This window comes from Flavobacterium movens (assembly GCF_039581425.1).
GTDB classification, from domain to species: domain Bacteria; phylum Bacteroidota; class Bacteroidia; order Flavobacteriales; family Flavobacteriaceae; genus Flavobacterium; species Flavobacterium luteolum.
On record NZ_JBCPXY010000010.1, the window covers coordinates 148,322 to 170,232 of the forward strand.

A 21,911-nucleotide genomic window follows, 5' to 3' on the forward strand; every position below is an offset into this window, starting at 1 on the left:
CCGAGACTGAAAACTAAAAAGCTAAGCCAATCTTTAATATGCTATTATAAATTTTTATAGTCTGGTAAAGTTGGTCTCGTACGTAGTCCTTCAGCAATAATTGCCAAAACTCTTTCTCTTTCTGCCCCTTGCAATGGCAATCTTGGCGCACGAACATATTCTGAACCAATTCCTGTTGCAACTTCTGCTAATTTGATATTCTGAACCAAAAATGCATTAATATCCAATTCTAATAAAGGCAAGAACCATCTGTAAATTTTCAAAGCTTCATCAAATCTTCCCGCTTTTGCTAATTTGTAAATTGCCACTGTTTCTTCAGGAAAAGCACAAACCAATCCAGAAACCCATCCATCAGAACCCATAAATAGACTTTCTAATGCTAGCGTATCAACTCCAGATAATATTTTTAGACGATCTCCAAAACGGTTGATCATTCTAGTAACATTAGAAATATCTCTAGTTGATTCTTTTACTGCTTGAATGTTATCATATTTTAACAACTCTTCAAACATATCTAATGTCACTTCAATTTTATAGTCAATCGGATTGTTGTAAACCATAATAGGAAGTGAAGTATTTTTTGCCACTTCACTATAAAAAGTTACTGTTTCAAAATCAGATGCTTTGTAACGCATTGGAGGAAGCATCATCAATCCTTTTGCTCCATCTTGTTCAGCTTTATTTGCCGCTAAAATTGCATTTTTTGTAGACTGCTCTGCAATGTTCATAATTACAGGCACTTTATTTTCTGTTAGTGCAACAGTATGTTTTACTAATTCTCTTTTTTCTTCTTCTAAAAGTGTGCTGGCTTCACCTAAAGTGCCTCCTAAAATAATTCCTGAAACTCCAGCATTTAATTGTGCCTTCATATTAACTTCAAACATATTGAAGTCTAATTTGTCATCTGCAGTAAACTTTGTAGTTACCGCTGGCATAACGCCATTCCATTGAATACTCATAATTTTAATTTTTTATTAAGGCCAAAATTATCTAGAAACAATAGAGCGCACCCTTTAAAAATTACCACAAAACGATACTATATTACCCTCTATAGCACCAAAACTTAAAAAATAGAACATTATAGCATCATTTTTTTATTCAAATGCAATATATTTGATTATAACTAACTAACCACTATATGAAAGTTTTCCCATTCAAAATTCCAAAATCTGGAGAAGATCCCCTTATATATCAAGAAGATATCGAAGTTTCATTTTATGATAAATTGCATCAGCATGAAGAAATTCAAATTAGTTTTATAGAAAAAGGAGAAGGAGCCGTTTTTGCCGGCGATACTATTTCGCAATACCGTGAAGGTGATATATTAGTAATTGGAAGCAATTTGCCACATGTGTTTAGAAGCGATGTTCAGGAAAATGTGATTTCTGTAATGCGTACTTTATTTTTCACCTTCAATTCGTTCGGAAAAGATTTTTTTGAATTGTCAACTTTTAGAAATATCCATCCGATTTTAGAAAGCAGTAAAAACGGATTTATAATCCATAACGCACCAAAAAAGGTTGTCAAATATTTCAAGAAGCTGAAAAAAGCCGATAGCTATACTCGTTTTATATTATTTCTAGATATTCTAAAATGGCTATCTACATCAGACACGACTCCACTATCTAATTATTTGTATCAAAAGAAAATTACTGATAACGAAGGGAAAAGAATGCAGATTGTATTTGAATATGTCATGACCAATTTTCATAAAAACATCACACTTGATGAAATTGCTTCTATTGCGAGTATGACAAAAAATGCCTTTTGCCGGTATTTTAAGGTCCGGACCAACAAGTCATTTTTTCAATTTCTAATTGAAGTACGTATTGAGAGAGCCGCAAAGTTATTATCTAATAATGAAGAACTCTCTGTTTTGGAAATTGCCGAATTATGCGGGTTCAATAATATTTCCAATTTTAACCGAAAGTTTAAGGAATTAAAACAGCTTTCGCCTTTGCAATATAGAAAACTGAACTTGTAATTCATAAGCACAAATGTTTCGCACAGATTTATAATGATTAAAACAGATGTAGAAAAATCTCCACAATCTGCTAAATCTGCGGGAGATAAATGCTCGCAAAGTTGCCAAACCGCAAAGTTTTTTAGCCACAGATTATTTAGATTAAAAGGATTTTAAAATCTGTGAAAGAAAAAAAACGTAGAGACGCACTGCATTGCGTCTAATATATTGCGGATATACTTTGTGTAGACGCACTGCTGTGCGTCTCTACAGATATTCCTTTGGGCTAAAAATAAATCAGCTGTTTAATCTCGTTGTTTTAAACGATATTAAACAGCTGTTTTATTGTATAGAATAACTTTTTATTTCCCAGATACTGCTGTAATTTCAAGCACTACACTCGATTCAACTTTTGAAGAAGAAACTCTTAATCCGACATTCATTAAATAATCTCCTGTAAAAGATGCTCCAGATTCTTGCAGTGTTTGCTTTGCCTCAGGCATTAAATTAATTTCTTCTACTTTATACGTTTTATTGGAGTCTAAACCTTGAAAACGAACCAAATTATATTGCGGATCATAAAGCGGATGAAGCGTATACGAAAATAAAACAGCTTTGTTTTTTGATTCGTCAACATACATTAATACAGCGCGACTGTCTTCATAAGGAGAAACAATTCTGTACATGTCGCCATGCCATATTACAGGGCTTAATCTTTTATAATTGGCAACTGCATCCTGAGTATATTTTAATTCTTTTTCTTTCAGTTCTTTTACATTAATATCAAAACCTAATTTACCCATCATGGCAACGTCTGTTTTGAATTTAATAGACTGATTTCCCCATGATGTTACGTGATTGCAAATCGTAAAAGCTGGAAAAAACTGCGAATATCCCCATTGAATAAATACTCTATTGTAAGGATCGGTATTATCACTAGCCCAAAATTCTGTGAAATATTTTAAGAAAGCATAATCTGTTCTTCCTCCGCCTCCTGCGCAAAGCATCATTGGTAAATGCGGATATTTTGTTTTAATCCTTTCTAAAACTTTATATAAACCTCTAGTATATTCAATAAATAAGTGAGATTGCTGATTCTTTAAATAAGTAGAATACGCATTAGTCATCATTCGGTTGCAATCCCATTTAAAAAATGCCACTCCGCCGTTTGTCTGCATAATATCATCCACCGTTTTAAACACAAAATCCTGCACTTTAGGATTCGATAAATCCAAAACCAATTGTGTTCTGTAATAACTCTCCTCTCTATTTGGCAATTTTAAAACCCAATCTGGATGCTTTTCATACAATTCGCTTTTCGGATTAACCATTTCGGGTTCAATCCAAATTCCGAATTTCACTCCAGTTTTCTCTGCCTGCTGCATTAAAAAACCAAGACCATTTGGCAGTTTTGTTTTTGTTGCCTGCCAATCTCCCAAGCCAGATTTATCACCGCTTCTCGGGTATTTATTTCCAAACCATCCGTCGTCTAATAAAAACATATCGACACCCAATGTTTTAGAGTCTTCAAACATTTCTGTCAGTTTCTTTTCATCGAAATTAAAAAAGGTAGTTTCCCAATTGTTCAGTAAAGTCAAACGAGGTTTGTCGCCATCTTTCACACCATAGTTTTTTGCCCAAGAATGTAAATTCCTGCTCGCCAGCCCTTTTCCTTTGTTTGAAAAAGTATAAATAAAAGAAGGAGTCGTAAAAACTTCGTCAGGCTGAAGACTGTATTCTGAAGCAAACGGATTAATTCCAGAACTAATTCTTAACGAATTTTTATTGTCAAGCTCAAAAGTAAATTTAAAATTTCCCGACCAAGCGATTGTTCCCGCAACAAGCTCGCCACTATCTTCTTTGGCTTTGTCGTTTAATGCTAAAAAGAAAACTGGCGTCTGGTACATATTAGTTCGTACTCCCAATTTAGAATCAATTACTTTGGCTCCACTGGTTAATTCGCTTTCTTGCATTCTAACTTCTTTAGCCCAATCGCCATGAAACTGACTCAGCCAATATTTATCCGCATCAAAATGCAGCATAGACGAAGCATAGTTGTACAACGTTACCGGTTTCTTTTCGCGGTGTACAATTTCAGTCCATTGCTCAATAACATTTTCTTTATAGAAAGCTTTATAATGTAAAGTCACTTCTACAGGATAAACTGGATCTTTCATTTTTACACTAGTTTCAGTAGTATTGCCATCTATTTTTGTTGTCTGATGGCTTACGTACACTAACTCCAAAGCAGGGTTTCCGTCATTATGTGTCATACGGATAGCCGATTCAAATAAATTATCGGTTCCGTAAGTTGGATACGCTTGATGTCTTAAATTAAGCAACGGATTTCCGTCGTTTATAACAAATGTTCTTTCTGTTTCTTTAGAAAGTACATTATATGCCGAAACTTCTAGTTTTGCACCTAAATAAGATTGATAAAGCAATCCGTTTTTTGCCACTTTTAAGATTAATGCCGTATTCTGGGTTTCAATAGCGATGGGATCATTTTGTGCATTAGCCTTCCAAAAGAGAGTGGTCAGAACTAATAGAAATAGTGCTTTTTTCATAAAAATTTTAATTAACAATAGTGAATATTCGTTTTTGAGGATTTCTAAAAAGAAGCCAAAAACAATCTTTTTCAGATTATAATTGAAATTCTATCGAAACTCCGTACATCACATTTATCAATCAAACCACGAGAAAAAATTCATTTAATTATACCTATAGAGGAACATAGTTGGTATAATTCATAATAAAAATGGTTTTGAGCTCTGGTAGACCATTTTTAAATTATGAAGAAATGAAGTCCAAAAATAGCAAAATATAATTAAATCCAATTATTGCGTTTTAATGCGTTGCTTTCTTAATATTAAAAGCAAAATATTTCAAAAATAGACTTTTGATAATTTTTATACATTTTTTTACCGATTATGATATTTTATTACCTAAAAAAGGTTCTTAATCGTAAAACAGGACAAAACATTTACAAGCTTAGTCCTACATATTAGCTTAAAATTACCGACTGGTATGGTTAAAAAAATAAAACTATTTAAAAAATTCAAAATTATTCCAAAAAGAAAATTCTGATACTATATTAACCACTTTTAAAAATTAAAACCATCATTCTATCACACCCATTCATTCCTCTTATTCAAAAAAAAGAATCCGCAAATAAACAAGAGTAGAATAATCTGCAAAAAACAAGAATATATAGCTATTTATTCAAATAACCTTGATTTGTATTTTATGCATATATTACCCACTTTACTTTTAATATTATCGTAAATAAATCGTGTTTTTTACAAATATCGCAAAAAACTGGTAGGTACTGGTATGTGTTGACTTAGAAACATTTATACATTTGGATTTCACATTTATCTCTTTTTTCACAAACAATCTGCAGGAGCTCAAGGCATTTTGTTTCTCCAAAATGAAAAATAGATAAAAAACGGACTACGAGAGAATAAAGTACTAACCAACAAAAACCAACAAAACATGATTTTATTAACCAAACAAAAACCAACAAAAGATTGGCTCTCTTCTGAAAAATGGAAGATAACCAAACTAACATCAGGAGCCTTACTGGCACTTACTTTACAAACTTCTTTTGCAGCAGAGTTAAAAGAGAGTAAATTCTATAACAAACTGACTACTAATTTAGCTCTGACAAACAGCAAAAGCACATCTTTTGCCATAGAAAAACTAATAAAGGGAAAAGTAACTGGCTCACAAGGAGAACCGCTTCCTGGTGTAAACATTCTGGTAAAAGGAACAAAAATTACAGCTGTAACAGACTTTGACGGTAATTTTACTATCGAAGTTCCAGACTCCAACAGCATTCTTGTTTTTTCTTATACTGGATTTTTAACAAAAGAAGTTCGTGCAGACGACGCAGTAAGCATTCAGCTTGTAGAGCAGAATCAAACCTTAAATGAAGTTGTTGTCGTTGGATATGGAACGCAGAAAAAAGCTTCTACAACGGGAGCAATTGCATCGATTAAAGGAGGTGTTTTAACTCAAAATGCATCTGCAAACGTATCTAACGGAATTGCCGGACGCATGTCTGGAGTAATTGCCAGTAACCGTTCTGGAAGGCCTGGTGATGACAGCTCTACTCTTTTAATTAGAGGTTTTAACTCTTTTGGAGGAGGGACAAGTCCGCTTGTAGTTGTGGATGGAATTCCTGATCGTGATTTGAACAGGATAAACCCTGATGATATTGAATCTGTAACGGTTCTAAAAGATGCATCGGCAGCTATTTATGGAGTTCGTTCTGCAAATGGGGTTATTCTGGTAACTACCAAAAGAGGAAAAGTTGGTGCTCCAACAATCAAAGTTGACGGATCTTATGGTATTCAGCAGTTAACCAGAATGGGCGAAAGAGTTAATTCGTGGGAATACATGACGTATTATAACGAACTGAATGCTCATAAAGGGACAACGCTTCCTTATACTCAGGCAGAAATTGACAAATACAAAGCTGGAAATGATCCAAATTACACCAGTACAGACTGGATGAAGCAGGTTTATAGAAAAGATGCTCCACAAGCTAACCTTTCACTTTCTGTAAATGGCGGTAATGAACAGGTTAAATATTTCTTTTCTGGACAATACTTAAATCAGGAAAGTAACCTTAGGTACAGTGACGAGAGATACAGACAGTTCAATTTAAGATCAAACATTGATGTTAATATCACTTCGAACTTTAAGGTAAACTTAGACATTGCTACTCGTAAAGAAGACAGAAACTACCCAGCAGTAAGCATTGGAAGTATCATGCACGAAACGGTTAGTATGTATCCTTTTATTCCTGCTTATTGGAAAAACGGCTCGCCATCATCGGGTATTACAAATGGTAGAAACCCAATTTTAATGTCTTCACCAGCGGCAGGTTATGATCACGTGGTAAACTTAATTGTAAATCCAAAAATTGGATTTGAATTAAAATTGCCAAGAATAACTGAGGGATTATCACTTAGCGGATATGCAGCATTTGACTATAATGTTCGCAGTGAAAAGAAATTCACAAAACCGTGGGATGCTTATTCTTACGACAAAACCAATGACAGTTATAATAACGTAAAAAACAGCACGAGCATAACAAGCGTTATGCAAGAAGAGCGAATTGCGAATCAAAATACATATTTCGCAAAACTTGCCTACGATCGTAAATTCAATAAACACGCGGTAAATGCTTTTGTTGGATATGAGCAGACTACAATGGACAAAACTCAAACGTATGCTTATAGAAGAGATTTATTGAGCGATCAATTGGATCAGATTTTTACTGGAAGCACTAAAGGGCAAAATGCTACAGGTGGCGCATATCAAGACGGACGTGAAAGTTTCCTTGGAAGAGTTGCTTACAATTTTGACGATAAATATTTTGCAGAAGTTACTGCTCGCTATAATGGATCATTCAACTTCCCTTCTTCAACTCGTTGGGGTATGTTCCCTGCTATTAGTGCTGGTTGGAAAATCTCTGAAGAGCCTTTCTTCAAAAATAACATCAAATTAATTGACCAGCTTAAAATAAGAGCTTCTTGGGGAAGAATGGGGAATGACGATTTGAGAGAAACTATTAATGGTGTAGATTATCTTAACCAATATCTTTTCTTAACAAGATATCAGCTAACAACAGATCAGCAGCTTTACAGCTATTTTGGATCAGATTATACGTTAAACAATAGTATATATCTTTCTTCTACTCCGAACCCAAATATTACGTGGGAAATTCAAGATTCTAAAAACATCGGATTTGATTTTGGGTTCTTCGGCAATAAATTAACGGCAACTTTTGACTATTTCAGCAATAAAAGATCTGATATTTTAGCAGCGAGAAATGCTTCTGTGCCTTTGTACACAGGATTATCTCTTCCAAAAGAAAACATCGGAAAAACGGTAAACAGAGGAACTGACTGGTCTGTTAATTATGCAGATCATATCAATAGTTTTAAATATAGTGTTGGTTTTAACTTTACTTATGCACAAAGTGAAGTATTATTTCGCGATGAAGCAGCAAACATTCCGGCGTGGCAAAAATCAACTGGAAGAGCAATCGATTCTTGGCTAGTATACCAAACAAACGGAATTTACCGTACTCAGGCAGAAGTTGACGGTTCTCCTCATTTTGAAGGAGCAAAACCAGGTGATCTTTGGGTAAAAGATACTGACGGTGACGGAAACATCACTTCTAATGATAAAGTAAGAATTCCAGAATCTGCAACACCAAAAATTGCTTATGGTATTCCTATGAGAGCTGAATACAAAGGTTTTTCTATAGATATGCTTTGGACAGGACAGGCAAAAGCAAAACAAGTAATACTTCCACAAGCTCAAGGAGCTATTGTAGCGCCTCCAAGATGGTTGTACGACGACAGATACACAGCAGATAATCCAAATTCTAAATACCCTGTTGCATTCAATGATTCTGATCCGAGAAACAATATTGAAGCTGACTTTTGGTTAAAAGACGCGTCATTCTTCAGATTAAAATCTTTAGAAGTTTCCTATACATTACCAGAAAAAGTCTTGTCTAGATTCGGAATATTAAATACGAGATTTTATGCTGGAGGAACTAATTTGTTTTCTATTGACCACATGAAACAATACAATTTAGACCCTGAAACAAACAATAAAACGGGCGTAATTTATCCACAAACCCGTATCTACAGAATCGGTGTAAGCATTGAATTATAACAAGGTAAAAAGATCAAGACATGAAAAATTATAAAATCAATAAACTATTTAATATAAAAAAGAAAGCGGTTATTGCTGCTGCTCTCTTTATTACTATTGCTGCGGTAACATCCTGTAGCGAAGATCCTTTAGATAAAGCGCCACTGGATTCTTATACAGATGAAAATGTATGGAACGACTTAAAACTTACAGAAGCTTTCGCTAATAACTTATATACGGTATTACCAAGCACTCAGCACAACTGGAACGACAAAACAAATCGAAGCTGGATCTTATCTACTGCATGTGATGAAGCCTTTAATAATTTTAACGATTATGACGTGTGGAATCTTAATTCTGGTGCTCTTACTCCAGACAACGCAGGAGATTTCAATACTTGGAAACCTACTTATGCTACTATTCAAAATTGCAATATCTTTTTGTCTCGAATTGATAATGTACCTGGAGATGAAGCTTGGAGAAACAGATTAAAAGGCGAAGTGCTTTTCTTAAGAGCTTATGCATACTTCAAATTAACTAGTGATTACGGTGGGGTTCCTCTTGTTACTAAACCTTTTGAGTTAAATAGTGATTTTAAAGTAGACCGCAGTTCTTATGATCAATGCGTTGACTTTATTGTGGGAGAATTAGACAAAGCTGCCGAATTACTTCCCCTAACAGCTACAGATCTTGGAAGAGTTACAAAAGGGGCTGCACTTGCTATCAAATCAAGAACATTGCTTTATGCCGCAAGTCCGCAATGGAATCCTTCTAATGATTTGGCAAAATGGAAAAAAGCATCAGACGCTGCAAAAGCGGTTATGGATTTAAATATATATTCGCTTTACGATAAAAAATATGAAGATCTTTTTACTACCAACAATTCAGAAGTTATCTTCTCTCGTTTGTCTAGTAAAGATCCGCAATGGAGCGCATTTAATGGTGTAGAAATGTTTAATTCTCCGAGTGGTTTTCACGGATGGGCCAATTTTGCGCCAAGCCAAAGCCATATTGATGCTTACGGAACAGCTGACGGAAAAGACATTACAGATCCGACATCAGGTTACGATCCTCAAAAACCTTATGTAAATAGAGATCCGCGTTTTTATAAAAATATTGTATACGACGGACGTGCTTACGGAAAACCTGAATTCTTTCAAGATCGTTATGATGCAGGAAGTTCAAATAAAGCTGAATTCTACGAAGGAGGTTTAGATTCTCCTCAAGGTTGGGATACTTGGAATGCTAGTAAAACTCGTTATACTTTCCGTAAATATTGCGATACAACGTACAATTACAATAATGAAACGCAAACTAATAAAGCTTGGATTATTTCTCGTTTAGGAGAAATATATCTGAACTATGCTGAATCAGAATTTAAATTGGGGCATGAAGGAACTGCAATTCAATACCTTAATTTATTAAGACAGCGCGCAGGAATAACAAATCCGTTAACTGGTTTAACAGGAACAGCTTTAGAGAACAAAATCCGTAACGAAAGACAAGTTGAATTATGTCTTGAAGGATTCCGCTACTATGACGTACGACGTTGGAAAATAGCCGAAGAAACTGAAAACAAACCATTAATGGGAGTAATTATTACTAAGAACAGTGACGGTTCTAAAACTTACACCTACTCCAAAGTTCAGGAAAGGATTTTCAAACCACAACATTATTTGCTTCCTATTCCAAGAGATGAAATTAACAGAACAGGTTTACCCCAGAACCCTGGTTATAATTAACTATAACCAATTAAGCAAACCCATCTAGGGGGATGGGTTTGCTTTTAAAATGTATTCAAACCAAAATCCAAATCGAAAATAGCTCTATGAAAAATCACTTTTTAGTTTTACTGGCTCATTGCTGTTTCTTTTTGAATGCATTTAGTCAAGAAACCGTTACTTTCAAATCTTCAGATTCTGCACTTCAGCTTGCTTTTGAGCGTGCCAAAAATATGGCCTTGAGCTATAAAGGAAATTCTAATGATCCTGTTGGACCATGGTATGAAGCGGCTCTGCCTTCTAGATCTGCATTTTGCATGCGAGACGTATCGCATCAGAGCATTGGCGCAGAAATTCTTGGATTGAGTAACGAAAATAAAAATATGCTTTCGCTATTTGCTAAAAACATTTCAGAAAATAAAGACTGGTGCTCTTATTGGGAAATCAATAAATATGGAAAACCTGCTCCTGAAGATTACAGAAACGACAAAGAATTCTGGTACAATCTTAACAGCAATTTTGATGTTATATTTGCTTGCTGGAGATTGTATTTATGGACTGGAGATGAAGATTATATCAAAAATCCTGAGTTTGAGAATTTCTTTGAAAAATCTTCGACAGCATATATAAAACGCTGGAATCTCGAATCGGAATCATTATTTACAAGACCAGAATTTGTAAACTCTCCTGCTCCATTCAATATTAAAGACGATTTTCATAAATGTCGAGGACTGGCTTCCTATTCTGAAGGCATTTCTGGTCTAAAAATGGGGATCGATCTGGTTGCAGCAATTTATCGTGGTTTGCTTACCTATTCTTCTATTTTAAAAGAAAAAGGGCAATTTGAAAAAGCAGCTTTCTTTGAGAAAAAAGCAATACAATATCAAGAGCAGATAGAACAAATCTGGTGGGATCAAAATGCTTCGGCTTATAATGTAATTTACACTGCTGACGGCAAATTCAGTAAAGATTTTGGCGAACTATTTTTATTATGGTTCGATGCTTTAACAAATGCAGACAGAACCGAAAAAACAATTAAGAACATTATTTCTGCAAAAAGCAATGTAGAAAATGCCTCTTATCTTCCTTTTCTATTGTATAAATATGGCTATGAAGATAAAGCCTACGAATACATTTTACACTTAACCGCCCCTGAAACCAAAAGAAGAGAATATCCAGAAGTTTCATACGGCGTAATTGAAGGCATCATTCATGGCTGTATGGGAATAGAGCCAGATGCATCAAAAAAAATAATAACAACAGTAAATCGAGGAAAAAAAGATAGCGTTTCTGAGGTCGACAATTTACCTGTGCTACAGACAACATTAGCTGTAAAACACAAAAACCAAACAACAACACTACACAACAAAGGCGAAAATTTTATAGAATGGAAAGCTATGTTTACTGGAAATTATAATTCTATTTTTATAAATGATAAAAAAGCTGCCGTAATTCATGAAAAGGATAACAAGGGAAATCCCTACACTGCTATTACAATTCGTGTGAATCCTGGACAAAAAATAACGGCAGCTTGTCGCTAAAAAACAACTCATCCAGCGTACTACTAATACATTGGATAACAATTAAAAAAACAAATGCTATGAAGATATCTTCTAGAAAAAAACTTAAATCTATCTTATTTGTCCTTATGGCATTCTGCTTTATTACAAATACGGGATTTTCACAAAACGACCAACGTTGGCAAATTAATACTGATGGTTCTATTTCTTGGCAAATAAACAACACAATTCCACATGATGATCATATCGAAATGAGCGGTAAAAGAATCTCGTGCGTTCTGAGATATGGCGTCGCAGCGGATGGTTCTTTTCATGCTACACGCAGTTTGGTTTGGCCAATGCTGAGAACCATTCCGAATAATACCCATGCCAGTTTAACACGTCAGTTTGCGCAGGATGCTTTTGATCTTGTTACCGTAAATTACAAACCAATTCCAGCAGAAAAAACAATCTCGCTGACTCTTAACGGAACATTATTAGTTAAAAGTAAAACAGACAATCTTGAGCTTACCAGACAATTTTTTCCTTCTACAGCTTTATCGGTTTATAATGAAATTTATACCCTTAAAAACAGTTCTGATAAAAACTGTATTGTAGAAATTCCAAAATCGAATGCGGTTTATACCACAGATCCAGCTAAAGGAACTAAAGGCAGTTACACTTTACATGCTGATCTTATTAATAATGGAAGTTTTAATCTTAAACCAAATGAAACTGTAAGCTTTTCTGTTATCTATTCAGGCGTTAAAACAAACGAAACAGTTCCTGCTGTAAATGCTGAAGAAGAAAAAAACAAACGTTTAGAATTGATTCGCGAAATATGGAGCAAATTGATTTTGGAAACACCAGATCAGGTTTTGAATACCGAATTTGCTTTCGCGAAAATCAGAGCGGCAGAAAGTATTTTTGAAACCAAAGGAGGTCCAATGCACGGTCCTGGTGGAGAATCATATTATGCCGCCATTTGGGCAAATGATCAAGCGGAATATATTGGTCCATTTTTCCCTTATTTAGGATATGAATATGGAAATCAAGCATCTTTAAATGCTTACCTTCAATTTGCCAAATTTATGAACAAGGATTATAAAGCGATTCCGAGTTCTATTGTTGCTGAAGGAACAGATATTTGGGCAGGCGCGGGAGATCGCGGAGATGGCGCTATGATTGCTTACGGAGCTGCTCGTTACGCGCTTTCTAGAGGAAATACAGACGAAGCAAAACAATTGTGGCCATTAATTGAATGGTGCTTAGAATACTGTCACAGAAAAATAAATGCTGATGGCGTAGTTGCTTCAGATTCTGATGAACTTGAAGGGCGTCTCCCGGCAGGAAAAGCCAATCTTAATACTTCTTCTTTGTATTATGATGCTTTAAATTCTGCTGTTTATCTAGGTAAGGTTTTAGGGAAAAACGAAACACAGCTGAAAGCATATAAAGCTGAAGCTGAAAAATTAAGAACAGCTATTGAAAAATACTTTGGAGCTAAAGTTGAAGGCTTTGATACCTACAAATATTACAAAGAAAATGATGTTTTAAGAGCGTGGATCTGTACACCGCTTACCATGGGCATTTATGATCGAAAAGACGGAACTATAGATGCATTATTTTCTCCTAGATTATGGACAAAAGATGGTCTTGCAAGTGTCGCTGGAGATAAAATATTCTGGGATCGCTCTACTTTGTATGCTTTAAGAGGAGTTCTTGCTGCAGGCGAAACAGATAAAGCGCTTGATTTCTTGCATTACTATTCTGATCGACGCTTATTGGGAGATCACGTTCCGTATCCTGTAGAAGCCTATCCAGAAGGCGATCAGCGTCATCTTTCGGCTGAAAGCGGTTTATATTGCCGAATTTTTACAGAGGGATTATTTGGTATTCGTCCGACAGGTTTGCGTAGTTTTGATCTTACACCTCGTCTTCCAAAATCTTGGAATACTATGAAATTAAAACAGATTTATGCCTTTGAACACGATTTTGACATTACAGTCGAAAGAGCTGGTAAAAACCTAAAATTAAAAATAACTGACGGTAAGAAACTTTTAATGAATAAGGTCATAAAAGATGGTTCTACGATAAATATTAAGTTATAATTTTTTTTGAATTATTGTTTTTTGATGCAAACCTCCAAAATATACTTGGAGGTTTGTTTTTTTTGAGAATAGTTTGTTTTCACGCAGATTTAAAAAAAAATCTGCAAAATCTGCGAGATCTGCGAGAGATAATTCTACATATAGTTTTTTTATCTCACAGATTTAGCAGATATAAACAGATTAATTTATACACAAAGTATATCTGTAGAGACGCACCGCAGTGCGTCTACACAACGAATATCCACAACGATATTTATTTCAAAGCCTCAAATAATATTTCAACCGGATGTTGCGCTTTTCTTCCTGTACCATCAGCAATTTGATGTCTACAACTAGTTCCTGAAGCAGAAATTAAAGAGGCGATTTCTTCTGCCCTAATTGTAGGGAACAAAACCAGTTCTCCAATTTTCATCGAAATATCATAATGTTCTTTTTCATAACCGAAAGAACCTGCCATACCGCAACAGCCACTTGGAATATTTAAAACAGTATAATTCTTAGGCAGTGAAAGTATCTTTTTAAGTGGCACTAAAGACGATAAGCTTTTCTGAAAACAATGTCCATGCATACGAACTCTTTCTCTTTGGTCTGTAAAGCTATCTGACGTAATTTTTCCTGCATCCAACTCTTTAGCCAAGAATTCTTCAATCAGAAAAGTTTTAGTTGCTACTTTTTTTGCTTTTACTTTCAAATCACCACGACACAAATCAGGATATTCATCACGAAATGAAAGTATTGCCGAAGGCTCAATTCCGATTAAAATACCATCGTTTGGAATTTCGGTTTCAAAAATTCTAATATTCTGTTCTGCAATCTCTCGCGCTTCTTTCAACATTCCTTTAGAAAGATAGGTTCTTCCGCTTATTCCAATTCTAGGAACTAAAACTTTATACCCTAATTTATTCAAAAGTTTTACCGCCGTCTGCCCTATTTCAACATCATAATAATTTAGGAATTCGTCATTATACAAATACACCTTTCCATTTGCAAAATTCCCTATTTGACTGTAGTTTTTTATCCATTTTGCAAAAGTAATCTTGTGCATTAAAGGCAATTGTCTTTCTGTGGCAAAACCAGTTCCTTTTTTAATCCAATTTCCAATAATTCCTTTAGCAGATAAATTATACAGCCACGGAGCTGAGGCAAACAGCTGATTAATTTTTGGCGTATTTCCAATTAGTTTAGATCTAAATTTTACTCCATTTTTATCATGATACTGCTGTAGAGTTTCGGCTTTCAATTTTGCCATATCCACATTAGAAGGACATTCCGACTTACAGCCTTTACAGCTTAAACATAAATCCAAAACCTCCAACAGATTTTCATCATCAAACTTATTGGTTTTTGATGAGTTTGTAATGGTTTCTCTGAGCATATTTGCACGTGCTCGAGTGGTATGTTTTTCATCTCGAGTAGCCATATAACTCGGACACATTGTACCACCGCTTTTTTCTGTTTTTCTGCAATCGCCAGATCCGTTACACATTTCTGCTGCGCGAAGAATTCCGTTGTGTTCTGAGAAATCGAAATATGTTTCAGGCATTGGTGTCTCCTGCCCTGCTGTATATCGCAGACTTGTATCCATAGGAGGCGTATTCACGATTTTCCCAGGATTAAAAACACCCCAAGGATCCCAAACTTTTTTTATCTGAACAAATAACTCATAAATTTCATTTCCCAGCATGAGCGGAATAAATTCTCCGCGTAGTCTTCCGTCACCATGTTCTCCGCTCAACGAGCCTTTGTACTTTTTGACCAAATGCGCAATGTCGGTTGCAATAGTTCTAAAAAGTGCTTTTCCTTCATGAGTTTTTAAATCTATGATCGGACGCAAATGCAATTCACCCGTAGCAGCATGCGCATAATGCACACAGTTCAGATTTCTCTCTTTTAAAATGGCATTAAAATCTTCAATAAAATCAGGCAGATCATTTACGTCAACTGCTGTATCTTCTATTACAGCAACTGCTTTGGCATCACCCGGAATATTAGACAATAAACCTAATCCTGCTTTTCTTAATGCCCAGACTTTATTGGTGTCTTCGCCATAAACAATCGGGAAATGATAACCAAGGTTTTTAGAACGCATTAAAGCTTCCATTCCTCTGGCAATGCTGTCAATTTCTTCTTGTGAATCTCTCAAAAATTCTACCGCCAAAATAGCTTGAGGATCACCATTTACAAAAAAGCGATTCTTGCTTTGTTCAATATTTTCTTTCGTGCATTCCAGAATATAATGGTCAATTAATTCTACACTATCCGGATTAAACTTCAGTGCTTCAATATTGGCTTTTAAAGATTCATGAATACTTTCAAAATGCACACAAACCAAAGCCGAATAAGGTTTTAAGGCATCAACCAAATTTAGTTTGATTGCTGTAGAAAAAAATAATGTTCCCTCAGATCCTGCAATTAGTTTACAGAAATTGAACTTTTCAGCAGAATCATCAAACGGACTGCTGTCTGATAATAAATCTAGCGCATATCCTGTATTTCTTCTCGGAATTGATTTTTTAGGAAAATTGGCTTCAAATAAATTTCGGTTATGTTCAGATGATAGTATTTCTTTAGCTTGAACATAAATAGCCTGTTCTAGCGGACTTACAACATTAATCCCATTGCATTTATCTTCAAATTCGGAATTAGTCAGAGAACCAAAAACAACTTCGTTTCCATCTGCTAAAAAACCTTGTATTTCGAGCACATGTTCGCGGGTTGATCCATAAACAACAGATCTTGCTCCACAGGCATTATTTCCCACCATTCCGCCAATCATGCAGCGATTACTGGTTGAAGTCTCTGGACCAAAAAAAAGTTTATACGGTTTTAAATGAAGATTCAGTTCATCACGAATAACTCCTGGTTCTACCCAAACCGATTTTTCTTCCTGATTTACCGAAATAATTTTGGTAAATTCTTGCGAAATATCAACCACAATTCCGTTTCCAACGACTTGCCCTGCAAGTGAAGTTCCAGCGGCACGAGGAATGATACTGCTGTTGTTTTCTTTTGCAAAAGCAATAATTTTTTGGATATCTTCTTTAGTTTTCGGAACAGCTACAGCCAAAGGCATTTCTTTGTAAGCGCTTGCGTCTGTTGCGTACAGCAGACGCATGGTATGATCGTAAAATAATTTTCCTTCTAATTGCTTTTCTAAATTGACAAGTTTATTATCATTCATTTTTTTGCTTTATTGTATACAAATCCACTTCTACCAAAAATGATAAAAGAGAAAAGCTGTCGCTAATTTTGGTTTGCTTAAATCGTTGTGTAGAACTAATGAAAGCTTCCGTCTATTGCAACGAAAGACTTTTTATTTTAATGGAAAGGTTTTATAATTCGCTTAATGCAATATCTAGCAACTCAACCATTTCATCAGCATTTTGTTTATTAAATGGCATTGGCGGTTTTATTTTTAAAACATTATGCAGAGGTCCGTCTGTACTTAACAAATAACCTTTGGCTTTCAGTTTTTCAACTACAATATCAATCTCAGGAATCGCAGGTTCCATGGTAATTCTGTCTTTTACCATTTCTGCACCAATAAACAAACCATGCCCGCGAACATCACTAATGATAGGATATTTAGCCATTAAACCTTTTAATCCATCCATCAAGTAATTTCCAGTCTCTAGAGCATGCTTTTGCATTTCTTCTTCTTGAATAACATCTAAAACTGCCAATCCTGTTGTCATTGAAACAGGATTTCCTCCAAAAGTATTGAAGTATTCCAAGCCATTATTGAAAGATTCAGCAATCTCCTCGGTTACAATTACAGCAGCAAGTGGATGCCCGTTTCCAATTGGTTTTCCTAAGACAACAATATCTGGCACTACATTTTGCAATTCGAATCCCCAGAAATGATCTCCAATTCTTCCAAATCCAACCTGAACTTCATCTGCAATACAAACTCCTCCTGCTGCACGAACAGATTCGTAGACATTCTTTAAGTAGTTTTCTGGCAACGGAATTTGACCGCCAACTCCTAATAAGGTTTCGCAAATAAAAACGGCAGGTGCTTTATCTTCTTTTTTTAAATCTTCGATAATTCGCTGTACATCTGCTGCATATTTTTCTCCAGCTTCTACATCACCGTATTTATAAGGCCCGCGATACAAATCTGGGTTAATTGCTTTATGAATCCAAGGCATTTGTCCAGAACCGCCTTTGCTGTCAAATTTATACGGACTCATTTCCATCGCTACAGTCGAAGTTCCGTGATAAGCATGATCGAGTACAATAATATCTTTTTGTTTGGTAAAATGACGGCTCATACGAATGGCCAAATCATTGGCCTCACTTCCTGAATTTACAAAATAGCAGACACTTAGTTTTTCGGGTAAAGTTGCTGTCAGTTTCTCTGCATAATCGGTTATAGCATCATTTAAGTATCTTGTATTCGTATTCAAAGTCGCTATTTGATTCTGCATTTTTCTAACCACAACTGGATGGCAATGTCCAACATGCGAAGGATTATTTACACAGTCAACAAAAGTTCTTCCTTTGTCATCGTATAAATATTGCAAAGCTCCTTTTACAATTTTTAGTTTGTCTTTATAGCCAATGCTTAAATTTCTTCCTATTTTTTGTTTTCTAATTTCAAGAAGTTCCGAATAATCATCATTATTTATTAATCCATCAAAACCGCAAGCTTTTCTAAATTCATCTTGTGCTTTTATAGGGTTTATTTTTATCAGTTTGTACAACAAATCCCAAGCTGGTTTTTCAGTAACAAAATGATGTTCATTGTCACTATCCAACGATGCATTATAAGCAGATTGTGTCACACTGATGCAAAGTCTTCCTGCAATGAGATAATACAATAGATCTAATTCTTGTTCGGTAAGCGCATACGAATTATGATATCCTTTGACAATTTCTGTTGCTACAGCCAACGGATCTTCTTCATCAAGCATCGCATAAACACAAGCAATCGCTAGATTGTTGATTAAAGCGGTATATACCATGTCTCCAAAATCGATCAATCCGCTAATGCGATTGTCTTTTACCAAAACATTGTAATCGTTGGCGTCATTGTGAATATAAGCGTGTCTCAGTCGGTGCAACTGCGGTAATACTTCTGTATCAAACTGCAATAAAAAATATCCAGCTATACGTCTTCTTTCGTGATTTAAAATATACTTTAAATTATCTCCAGCTTCGCTTGCGTGGCTAATATCCCACGTATAATTGCGATGCATTGCCGGATGAGAAAAATTCGCCAGGTCAGCATCCATATTACCTAAAAACGAACCTAAATTGTAATGCAGTTGACTGTTTTTGTTCTTTTCATCCACCCAAAAAATGCCTTCCAGAAAGTTGAGAATTCGAATATAATAGATTTGCGAATCTGTTATAATCTGAGTCAGCTCCTCTCCTTTTGTATTTAGACAGAAATGCTGAAAACAATCAGAAATATCACTTTTGGCAAGATGCCTCATAATGGCAGCCTGCGCTTCTAAAAATGGAAATGAATGGCTCTCATTTGATACTTTTAGAATGTACTTTTCATTCTTATCATCAGATAAAAGAAAATTCAATTCATCATATCCATTTAATGCTTTTACGGTTACATTTAAACCGTAATGTTCTTTTACTAAGTCCTGAATAACTGTTTCTGAAAAAGTCATTGTATTCAATTAAATTGTTTTTTCTTTTTTTTTTAGCCACGAATTACACCAATTTTCACTAATTTTTTTAAATGTTTTCTCTTAATTCGTGTAAATTCGTGCAATTCGTGGCAAACTTTATTCTATTCTATTTCCAAATAACAGCTTGAGCTGGTTCTAATGGATTTTTTCCAACTAATATTTTACTTCCAGCAGGAATTGGCAAGTTTATCGTTTCATTTGTATAATTTACACCCACATAAAAACCATCACGCCATTCTACATAAACCCCTTTTGGCAAATCTTGAATAGCAACTTTTGCACGTTCATATACCGTTCTTACCACTTGTCTCTCCAGATTCCCATCTTTACTTTCAGCTCCAATATAAGTAACGGTTCCTTTTCCTAATTTTCTCGTAATCGCAGCCGCTTTGCCTTTGTAAAACTGATCGGCATAAGAAGCTAAAACTTCAGTTCCTTGTTTCGGATTTAAAACATCAGCCCAAACACTCCACTTATAGGTATTGTTTCCTGCAGTTATGGTTCCGTTTACATCTTCAACCAACATATCAAAAAACTCAACATCTGCACCGATTAAAGGTACAATTGGTCCGCTCCAATTTGCTTCGAAGAAATGACCATTTTTATCTTTCTGTCCTGTACGGCATGAAAGAATTAAATTTCCGCCATTTTCAACATATTTCGTCCATTTGTCTACCAGTTTCTGATCAACTAATTGATACGCTGGAGCAACAATAAACGGATAAGCCGAAAAATCGCTTTCTTCTGTAATAAAATCCATTGGTGCACCCGTTGATTTTACTGCTGAAGTATAGCTATTTCTATGTCTCCAAGTACTCCAGAATTCTGTTTGTTTCTGATTTTCTAGATCCCATAGATTCTCATGACTCCACAAAAATCCTGTTTTCCTTTTTGCAATTTCTTGCGGAATAACTGCTTTCGGATTGTATTCTTTACGAAGCAGTTTCATGTCTTCGATTGATTGAACAAACTCTTTTCCTCCAGTAGTTAAAGTCACGCCATCAGTTCCAACAATTCCATCGTGATACATTTCGCTGCTTCCAAGCGGATGTCTATATCTATACGTACAAGTAAAAGAACAGCCTCCGCCAAAAGCCTGAGAAATCCACATGTGGACAGTTCCTGGCAATAATTGCGGATTAATGCTTGCCCAATTTACTTGTCCTGGCTGCATTTCCATTACTCCAGTAACACCATTTATAGACCTGTAATAATCATTGGCTTCCGAAATTTTATTAGGATGTCCCATTCTGAAATTTTGTCCTCCTAATTGATTTCTTCCGCTTACAGGATACATGGTATAGGTCGCAAAATCCATTTTATCTGTTCTTCTCGGATCAGCGCCGTAAACAACGTTGGTATAATTTGTAGTAATCCATTGTTTAGGATCGATATACTTTCGAAGCACTTCTGCCTGCAGATTCAAATATTCTGCTTGAGAATCTGCTGTAAATCTTTTAAAATCTAAAATAGCATGCGGACTTAATTTATCTTCAAAATAAATCTCTGCATTTGGTATCGCAATCTGTTCAAAATTATTGTATCTGATGCTCCAAAAACTCGTAACCCATTCCGCATTTAATTTTTCGATTGTTCCATACTTCGCTTTCAACCATTTCTGAAATCCTTTTTGTGCCGATGGACTAAAATCGTCTGGCGCTCCTGGTTCGTTATCAACCTGCCAGCCTATAACGTTTTTATTATTACCGTATCTTTTTCCTAATTCGGTAACAATTTTAGCTACAAATTCTCTGTATTTTTCATTTGACACAGATTGATTGGCTCTGTTACCATGTTCTCTTCTTCGTCCGCTTGCATCAACCAAATAAATTTCAGGATATTTTTCTCCCATCCATGCTGGTGGCGTTGGCGTTGGTGTGCACATGATTACTTTCAAACCTTGTTTCTCAGCAATTGCCAATGCATCATCCAACCATTTGAAATCGTATTTTCCTTCTTCTGGTTCCATAAAAGTCCACGCAAATTCAGCAAAGTGCGTAAACTCAAAACCTAGTTTTTTAATGTTTTTTAAATCACGTTCCCATTGTTCTCTTGGCCATTGCTCAGGATAATAATAAACTCCAATCTGCATTAAATCAGGTTTGGAGAAAAATCGCTGCGGATCTTTATTTTCTGCAACTGAGTTTTTCTTATTTTGAGCAAAAACAGGCGTTGAATCGCAGCCTGCAATAAACAAGCCTGCTGCTATTATTTTTGTGAAAGATATATTGTGGTTAAACATAGTTAGTTGTTGTTATTTATTAATTTAAATTAAACACATAGAGACA

The 21,911-nt window shown here is 35.3% G+C and carries 10 protein-coding genes; 5 read left to right on the forward strand and 5 right to left on the reverse strand.

The features are described 5' to 3' along the window. Window positions 1-44 precede the first annotated feature (44 nt). Complete coding sequence (locus tag AAYQ05_RS17610) at window positions 45-959, reverse strand: dihydrodipicolinate synthase family protein (RefSeq protein ID WP_281632828.1); 915 nt, start codon at window positions 957-959, stop codon at window positions 45-47. A gap of 179 nt (window positions 960-1,138) precedes the next feature. Here AAYQ05_RS17610 and AAYQ05_RS17615 point away from each other — a divergent pair, with 179 nt between their 5' ends. Further along, window positions 1,139-1,984, forward strand: coding sequence for an AraC family transcriptional regulator (locus AAYQ05_RS17615; RefSeq protein WP_343544697.1), 846 nt, complete (start codon window positions 1,139-1,141; stop codon window positions 1,982-1,984). 341 nt (window positions 1,985-2,325) lie between these two features. On the opposite strand, the gene AAYQ05_RS17620 is transcribed toward AAYQ05_RS17615, so the two are convergent. Further along, window positions 2,326-4,530 (reverse strand): alpha-galactosidase, encoded by a 2,205-nt coding sequence (locus AAYQ05_RS17620; RefSeq protein WP_343544698.1) that lies wholly within the window; start codon window positions 4,528-4,530, stop codon window positions 2,326-2,328. A 928-nt stretch (window positions 4,531-5,458) separates the two neighbouring features. Between AAYQ05_RS17620 and AAYQ05_RS17625 the strand changes: the two genes are divergently transcribed. From AAYQ05_RS17625 to AAYQ05_RS17640, 4 genes are all read left to right on the forward strand, one after another. Beyond that, window positions 5,459-8,662: a SusC/RagA family TonB-linked outer membrane protein gene (locus AAYQ05_RS17625; protein ID WP_343544699.1), complete on the forward strand. Its 3,204-nt coding sequence runs from the start codon at window positions 5,459-5,461 to the stop codon at window positions 8,660-8,662. Between the two features lie 20 nt (window positions 8,663-8,682). Continuing rightward, window positions 8,683-10,383, forward strand: a complete 1,701-nt coding sequence (locus AAYQ05_RS17630; protein ID WP_343544700.1) for a RagB/SusD family nutrient uptake outer membrane protein — start codon at window positions 8,683-8,685, stop codon at window positions 10,381-10,383. Window positions 10,384-10,469: 86 nt separating this feature from the next. Further along, on the forward strand, window positions 10,470-11,903 hold the full coding sequence (locus tag AAYQ05_RS17635) for a hypothetical protein (protein WP_343544701.1): 1,434 nt from the start codon (window positions 10,470-10,472) through the stop codon (window positions 11,901-11,903). 59 nt (window positions 11,904-11,962) lie between these two features. Next, window positions 11,963-13,972 (forward strand): hypothetical protein, encoded by a 2,010-nt coding sequence (locus AAYQ05_RS17640; RefSeq protein WP_343544702.1) that lies wholly within the window; start codon window positions 11,963-11,965, stop codon window positions 13,970-13,972. Between the two features lie 253 nt (window positions 13,973-14,225). Here the strand turns inward: AAYQ05_RS17640 and AAYQ05_RS17645 are convergent, their stop codons facing one another. The 3 genes from AAYQ05_RS17645 to AAYQ05_RS17655 all read right to left on the reverse strand — a co-directional run bounded on the left by AAYQ05_RS17645 (window position 14,226) and on the right by AAYQ05_RS17655 (window position 21,865). Continuing rightward, on the reverse strand, window positions 14,226-17,153 hold the full coding sequence (locus AAYQ05_RS17645) for an FAD-binding and (Fe-S)-binding domain-containing protein (protein WP_343544703.1): 2,928 nt from the start codon (window positions 17,151-17,153) through the stop codon (window positions 14,226-14,228). 151 nt (window positions 17,154-17,304) lie between these two features. Further along, a complete protein-coding gene (locus AAYQ05_RS17650; protein ID WP_343544704.1) occupies window positions 17,305-19,602 on the reverse strand; it encodes an aminotransferase class III-fold pyridoxal phosphate-dependent enzyme in 2,298 nt (765 codons plus the stop codon). Between the two features lie 127 nt (window positions 19,603-19,729). Next, complete coding sequence (locus AAYQ05_RS17655; protein ID WP_343544705.1) at window positions 19,730-21,865, reverse strand: beta-galactosidase; 2,136 nt, start codon at window positions 21,863-21,865, stop codon at window positions 19,730-19,732. Between the last annotated feature and the right edge of the window lie 46 nt (window positions 21,866-21,911).

Bases quoted from the DNA above. Each gene is read 5' to 3' on its own strand.
- AAYQ05_RS17610 (WP_281632828.1), bottom strand. From the start codon at position 959: ATGAGTATTCAATGGAATGGCGTTATGCCAGCGGTAACTACAAAGTTT.
- AAYQ05_RS17615 (WP_343544697.1), top strand. From the start codon at position 1,139: ATGAAAGTTTTCCCATTCAAAATTCCAAAATCTGGAGAAGATCCCCTT.
- AAYQ05_RS17625 (WP_343544699.1), top strand. From the start codon at position 5,459: ATGATTTTATTAACCAAACAAAAACCAACAAAAGATTGGCTCTCTTCT.
- AAYQ05_RS17630 (WP_343544700.1), top strand. From the start codon at position 8,683: ATGAAAAATTATAAAATCAATAAACTATTTAATATAAAAAAGAAAGCG.
- AAYQ05_RS17645 (WP_343544703.1), bottom strand. From the start codon at position 17,153: ATGAATGATAATAAACTTGTCAATTTAGAAAAGCAATTAGAAGGAAAA.
- AAYQ05_RS17640 (WP_343544702.1), top strand. From the start codon at position 11,963: ATGAAGATATCTTCTAGAAAAAAACTTAAATCTATCTTATTTGTCCTT.
- AAYQ05_RS17620 (WP_343544698.1), bottom strand. From the start codon at position 4,530: ATGAAAAAAGCACTATTTCTATTAGTTCTGACCACTCTCTTTTGGAAG.
- AAYQ05_RS17650 (WP_343544704.1), bottom strand. From the start codon at position 19,602: ATGACTTTTTCAGAAACAGTTATTCAGGACTTAGTAAAAGAACATTAC.
- AAYQ05_RS17655 (WP_343544705.1), bottom strand. From the start codon at position 21,865: ATGTTTAACCACAATATATCTTTCACAAAAATAATAGCAGCAGGCTTG.
- AAYQ05_RS17635 (WP_343544701.1), top strand. From the start codon at position 10,470: ATGAAAAATCACTTTTTAGTTTTACTGGCTCATTGCTGTTTCTTTTTG.